At 37.8% G+C, this 6196-nt stretch carries 3 protein-coding genes; 1 reads left to right on the top strand and 2 read right to left on the bottom strand.

The annotated features are described in order from the left end of the window. Positions 1-1992: 1992 nt before the first annotated feature. On the bottom strand, positions 1993-2418 hold the full coding sequence (gene ybeY / locus VIP81_RS21485; protein WP_331966094.1) for an rRNA maturation RNase YbeY: 426 nt from the start codon (positions 2416-2418) through the stop codon (positions 1993-1995). A 162-nt stretch (positions 2419-2580) separates the two neighbouring features. On the opposite strand from ybeY, the gene VIP81_RS21480 reads away from it, so the two are divergent. Then, positions 2581-2817, top strand: coding sequence for a FeoA family protein (locus VIP81_RS21480; protein ID WP_331966091.1), 237 nt, complete (start codon positions 2581-2583; stop codon positions 2815-2817). 2117 nt (positions 2818-4934) lie between these two features. On the opposite strand, the gene nadA is transcribed toward VIP81_RS21480, so the two are convergent. Then, entirely contained in the window at positions 4935-5936 is a 1002-nt protein-coding gene (nadA, locus tag VIP81_RS21475; protein ID WP_349258197.1) for a quinolinate synthase NadA, read from the bottom strand. Between the last annotated feature and the right edge of the window lie 260 nt (positions 5937-6196).

The raw sequence follows: 6196 nt of genomic DNA, 5'->3' as shown, positions 1-6196 counted from the left end.
AGCAGCAGCGGCAGCGGCCTCGCAACCAGCATGTCCTGCGCCTACAACAATGATATCGTATGATGGAAACATAATAACTTTAGAAAGTGCAAAATTACGTAGAAGAAGGGAGATTGTCGGGAGAAAGTAGAATGTTCCACGTGGAACATCCATTTTGCCGTTTCGAAACCTTAAATATAGCAACGGCGTTGATGTGAATTCGATGTTTCACGTGGAACATATTTAGTTTCACCTGTAAAGCAAAATTTTCGCGGCTCGTCAAACGCAGAAAGCATTCAAAGGCATCAAATTGATATGGATTCATATCGCTATCTATTTAAAAACAACTCAGCCAGGAAAACTCGTTGATTTGAATGGATGCTCCTCTTGAAAGGGTATGTTATCTGCAACACTTTTATAGTATTTCAAAGCAGATGCTGGATCTTCGGTACAAAATATAAAAGAAGCAAATCCAGGTATTTTTTTTAGTCAGAAGTTTCGTAGTTAAAGCAACCTGGTTAAATTAAACGAAACAAGACATCAGAGTCTCGTCTGGATTTAGATAAAACCCTGGTACTTTCTCAAGCAAAAGCATTCGTACAATGTATCTCATCTTCCAGGACAAAAAATCAGTGCCCCCCAAAAAAAATTTCCGGAATGCTTCCATATTCTCAAAAAAGAATACTCGCCTTCCTCCAGGCAAAAGGCTTCCATACCTGGTAACTCATATCCCAATCCTAAAGGATGCTGCTGATAGCAACCCGTTAACTATTCCAAACAAAAACGATTAGCATCCCTAAAAAGTATCCCTTACAAAGACGATACTAATTTAGAAGATTATCTGGCTCTTTTATAAAACGGATAACCATTTATACATCGCTCAAGAAGGAGGTATTTCAAAGGCCAACATACAATTATCCTAACTTCAAAGCCAACATTTCCCAGAACATGTCCTCCATGAAAAAACAATACGATGTGAAATCAGGGCATCAATTATTTAAGAAGATCATATAGGTCGATTGAAGCAGCATTAAAAACTATTAATAGTATCAGGTCCCCGGGTTCGAATCCCTGACTCTCCGCGACTGCAATATCTGAGACTATATTCTGTGTTGCTCATTCCTCCTCAAAACAGATTTAATCCGGGCAAGGAGGAGTTCCACTGTAAAATCGGCAATTGAGGAAACTAACCTTCCAAGGACTCTTTCCTATTCCCTTTCGAGCGAGAAATTCCTGGAAAAACAGGAAATCGTGGTAAACTGAAAAGACAGTCACATAAAGAGCATCTCCAGATATATTCTTGAAGCCATATCGGTTTGGAAACAAATACACCCTCAGCATCAAGATCCATATACCCACCACCTAATATAACCAGAATATCAGATAAACAAGATGAATCCTTCCCCCGCTACCTCATAAACGTGTACCGCTCTCAGAAACACCTCTCTTCAATCAACAAACGTTTATTATCCACATCAAGTCTGCAAACACCTTTGTATCATTGTTACTCTACCGGTAAACTCCTCTCCTATTTTTCACATATCCAGTAATACCGGAAATCGTATTCCATGCCAAATTGAGCCTTATTACCCATTCTGTGCGTCATATAGATACCTTTCAATAAGGAAACAATAATGTAGTAATCATTGAATTGACAACGTCAATGTTTCACGTGGAACATATTACACCCATCTCAAACATTCCCTACAAACTTCAGATGGCTGCTGAAGTGATCAATGTCAATTGCTTCAACTTAGGAACAAAGCGTATTTACTCTTTTCATTACTTCTCATCCCGGCATATCTCCTGCAACGCTCCCAACTCTCCTACACAAGAAAGAATGTTTCACGTGGAACATGAGCAATCCTAAGAGAATTAAATCCAAAAAAAATCCCTACCTACTTAACCATGTTTCATGGAACATATTATTCAAGCGCAAATAAAAACCTCCTAAAACAGGAAATGTTCCTCTCGGAACACTTCTATACATCCTTATCTTTGACTTGCCTTAAATCAATCCACAAAATACTTTTTCAGGTATTCATCTTCCTTACTTCTCATTAACATAGCATCTTTCTTGCTCTTATCTTTAAATCCGCATAAATGCAACGCTCCGTGAAAAATTACCCGATGTAATTCTTGATTCACTAATGTCTTAAACTTTTCGGCATTATCCAGTACCCGATCTACGCTGATATAAATTTCCCCCTCTGTAACGGCAGGGTCCTCGCCCATTTCAAAGGTGACAATATCAGTATAAGTATCGTGCTGTAAAAACTGTTTGTTAATCTCCAACAAGTAAGCATCTGAGCAAAAAACGAAATGCAAACTTTTCAACCCTTGCCCTTCAGCTGAAAAAAGATCAGCCAGGAATACTTTCAACTTCCGCTTCTCCTTTAAATAATCCTTTACCTCGTGCGATGTAAATTGAACTGCCATTTATACTAAAAAAATTAAGTGGATGTAAAAGTAAAATGAAATTTTGGATTGGACGACCTTTCTTTTTGCATATTGAGCATACGGGGCTAACTTTGCCTATCATTCATGAGTACTCACCCCAATTGTCCCGGAACAAAGTTTAAACAGATTAATAAGCAGGAAATGAAAAAGGGCATTATAAAGTTATCCTCCCTGACAACAGGAAAAAGCGCGGTTATTATTGAATTCGCAAAAGATGATCTTCATATTAAACTGATGGAAATGGGCTGCGTACCAGGTGAAACAGTGAAGGTTGAAAAAATAGCCCCCCTGGGAGATCCCATATCAATCATGGTGGCCGGGTATAATTTATCGCTTAGAAAAACTGAAGCGGATCATATTTGGGTAGAGGAAATTTAATTTTTCCTCTACTTTTAATTCTTTCTTTTTATCCTTTCTACCGCTTTCCTACTCCAAAAACAAAAAAATTTGAAAAAATTTAGCGTTTTTTTAGGAAAAACTACATTTACAGCTTCTTTTTTCACATTTTTCTCGCTCTTCAATAACATTTCGGCAAAACAAAAACAAAATTTTTTCAGAACTGCCGTTTTTCCTGGCTTTAATTCTTTCTCAAGATTTTAAAACCAAAAAAAAAATTTTTTTGCCTTTTTTCCACATCATTTCTCTTCGAGATCGATATTTTAGTAAATGAAAAACGTAAAAATTTTAAAAATCACCACTTTTTCCACACTTTTTCGGTTTTTACGACCTTATTTTTTCCTGATTTAGAGTAAAAACGTTCCTTATCCACATTTGCTGTCACTCCTTTCTATTCCGGCAACAAAAAAAAAATTTTTTCTCTCTTTATCCCCTCCCGGACAAAGTTTCCCCCAAAAATTTAACTGCACACAATGCATTTTTAAGAAATTAAAATTGAGCAATCCCAGAATCAAATAAAATTACTGCCTCCTTCCCTAACGCCACGAAAAACAAAAATTCCACATGCTCAACCCCCTCATTTTTCACAAAATTCTCTTACTTTATCAACATCCAGCTTATTTACCCAGGTTAAATTAATTCATCCATCAAAAATAAATTTTAATCGCCCCTGCATGAAAGCAAACCAGGTGTCCGCTGCAAAAAATAAAATATCGCATCCAAAAGACACTTCCTTTGTTGGGAGATTTGCCCATATATCTTCCTGTAATCAGATACAAACAAAACTTTAAATAATCAATTCTCAGCGCCTACCTAATATGACGAGAATCGATTAAGATCTCCTTTTCGGCCAATTCTCAAATCCTTTTACAAATTTTGAAATCTCAGCGTACAGCTTATTGCCTGAGATTCCTCCAAAATTCATCTCCTATCTGCACCCCGGAAAAAATTAGAATATTAATCTCTCAGCGCACTCAAAGCCCTTTGACATTTCTGCAAAATTCTGCCCAAGCAGGGAATTATAAAAGCGCTCGTAAATATTAAAATCTCAGCGCACTCGCAATGGACTGAGATTTCAACAGATTCATATTTCCATAGCGTTTTGCAAAATACGCTAGAAAATAAAAATGTCAGGGCACTCATAGTGTGCTGACATTCGTTTAAATTTCTATTGCATTCAACTGCGGCAAAAGCAATTTTAAATACCAAAACCTCAGCTCACTCATAGTCTCCTGAGATTTAAATAAAAAGAGATTCTCTGGTCTTAATAAAAACAAGAAAATCCATCAAATTCTCAGCGCCTTAGTAATGCGCTGAGAATTTGATGGATTTATGAGCTACTGGCATACCCCAATACCCGTTTAATTCTCAGCGTGCTATAAGTGCTGTGAGAATTGCATGAAACTAAAAATCCCGTGGTCCCCCAAGCATTTGATAAAATATTTGATTCTCATGGCACTTTTTTTAAATCAATTGCTATAGGTGTAGGAATCCTTTTATTCATGCAAAAAAGACCTAATGAAGATGTATATAGCAGGCAAAGCAGCCTCGAAAAATGAAGATATAAGCCCCTAAAAATAAAACAATCGAAAAAATAAAGGCGCTGAGAATGAGGTCTATGGCTCACTATCGGCATAACCCAGGGAAAACAAAAAATATTAAAATCTCAGCGGCTTAAAAAAATATTCGCTCACAGTCTCCTAAAGCAAAATTCTGCACATCCATCCACACAAAAAACAAAATATACAAAGCTCATCACACTATCAGCCCGCTGAGAATTTGATATTTAAACAAATCCTTCACTTACCCAATGGCATATTTTTTTTTTTAATTGTCAGACTGCTAAAAATTAATTTCAAGGGGTTTTTAACATCAAATCAAGTGTGCAAAAATCCGGGAGAAATTGTTTTACGGGGAATAATGTAGCTAAAGACAAAATATAAGATTCTCAAAAGGCTCGTAACACGCTGACAATTAATCGATTCGTACATAAGCACGAAGGCCGTGAGAATATTAAATTCTCACGGCCTTCGCTAAGGTGTTATTATAGTATTACTATAAAATAGTATTCAAATACAATTGAAAATCAATTAATTGTATTAAAGTCCAGCTTGTGCACTGATCTCTAACATCCGCTCTATTGGCTTTTTAGCGGCTATTCTGAGACTTTCTTCCATTGTAATTTCCGGCTGTTCGTATTCCATGCACAGATATAATTTTTCAAGCGTATTCAATTTCATGTGTGGACAGTCATTACAAGCGCAGGCATTATTCGGAGGCGCCGGGATAAAAGTTTTTCCCGGATTATCTTTTTGCATCTGGTGAAGTATTCCCGTTTCTGTAACTACGATATACTCCCGGGCATCGTCGCGCTGACTAAATTTCAGCAAGCCTGTAGTGGAACCGATGTAATCGGCGATGGCCAATACAGCCGGCTCGCATTCCGGATGCGCTATCACCTTGGCTTTGGGGTGACGAATTTTCAATTTTGTGATCTTTTCCAGGGAAAAAATCTCGTGTACCATGCAGGCTCCATTCCAAAGCACCATCTCCCTACCCGTTTTTTTGATCAGATAGGCCCCTAAATTCCTGTCGGGGGCAAAGATGATCGGCTGGTTGTGAGGAACGCTTTCGATGATTTTCTCGGCATTGGAGCTCGTGCAAATGATATCGCTGAGTGCCTTGATACCCGCAGAACAGTTGATGTAAGAAATCACGATATGGTCCGGATAACGGTCCCGGAACTTCTTAAACAGCTCTGGAGGCGCACTATCGGCCAATGAACACCCTGCTTTCAGGTCCGGAAGAAGCACTTTTTTTTGTGGACTCAGAATTTTTGCCGTTTCCGCCATAAAATGCACACCGGCAAAAACAATCATGTCTGCATCCGTTTTTGCTGCCTGCTGACTAAGGCCCAAACTATCTCCGATGTAATCCGCAATATCCTGGATATCTGGTTCCTGGTAATAGTGAGCTAGTACGATAGCATTTTTTTTCTTTTTCAGATCTTCTATCGCTTCAAACAAATCCAGGGAGGGATCGACTGATATATCCAAAAATCCGTTGTGTTGCAAATTTTTTTTCGCTTCAGCGATTTCCATAATCATAGCTATATACTTCTTTAAATATTTAAAAGAAAAAGCCCACTACTATTAGGGCTGTGAATATGTGGAAATTAAATTTCCGGCTCGTGTACAAATGTAGTTGTTATTCCTTTTTACTACGCTTTCCACATGAAATTAACATGCTCTTTCCCCGCTATTACTGGATTTTCTTACTTTCATCCACATAGGTGGATATCGTTGTTGGTGAAAATCTTTTTGGCCAGGAGTGTATTAGGAAAATGTTAAAAGATGGCATT

Source organism: Chitinophaga sp. (genome assembly GCF_036566945.1).
Classification (GTDB): Bacteria; Bacteroidota; Bacteroidia; order Chitinophagales; family Chitinophagaceae; genus Chitinophaga.
Note: the sequence above shows the minus strand (reverse complement) of the source record. Positions and strands in the feature narration are given on the sequence as shown.

Excerpts from the sequence above, each read along its gene's own strand:
- ybeY (WP_331966094.1), bottom strand. The coding sequence starts at position 2,418 with ATGGCAGTTCAATTTACATCGCACGAGGTAAAGGATTATTTAAAGGAG.
- VIP81_RS21480 (WP_331966091.1), top strand. The coding sequence starts at position 2,581 with ATGAAAAAGGGCATTATAAAGTTATCCTCCCTGACAACAGGAAAAAGC.
- nadA (WP_349258197.1), bottom strand. The coding sequence starts at position 5,936 with ATGGAAATCGCTGAAGCGAAAAAAAATTTGCAACACAACGGATTTTTG.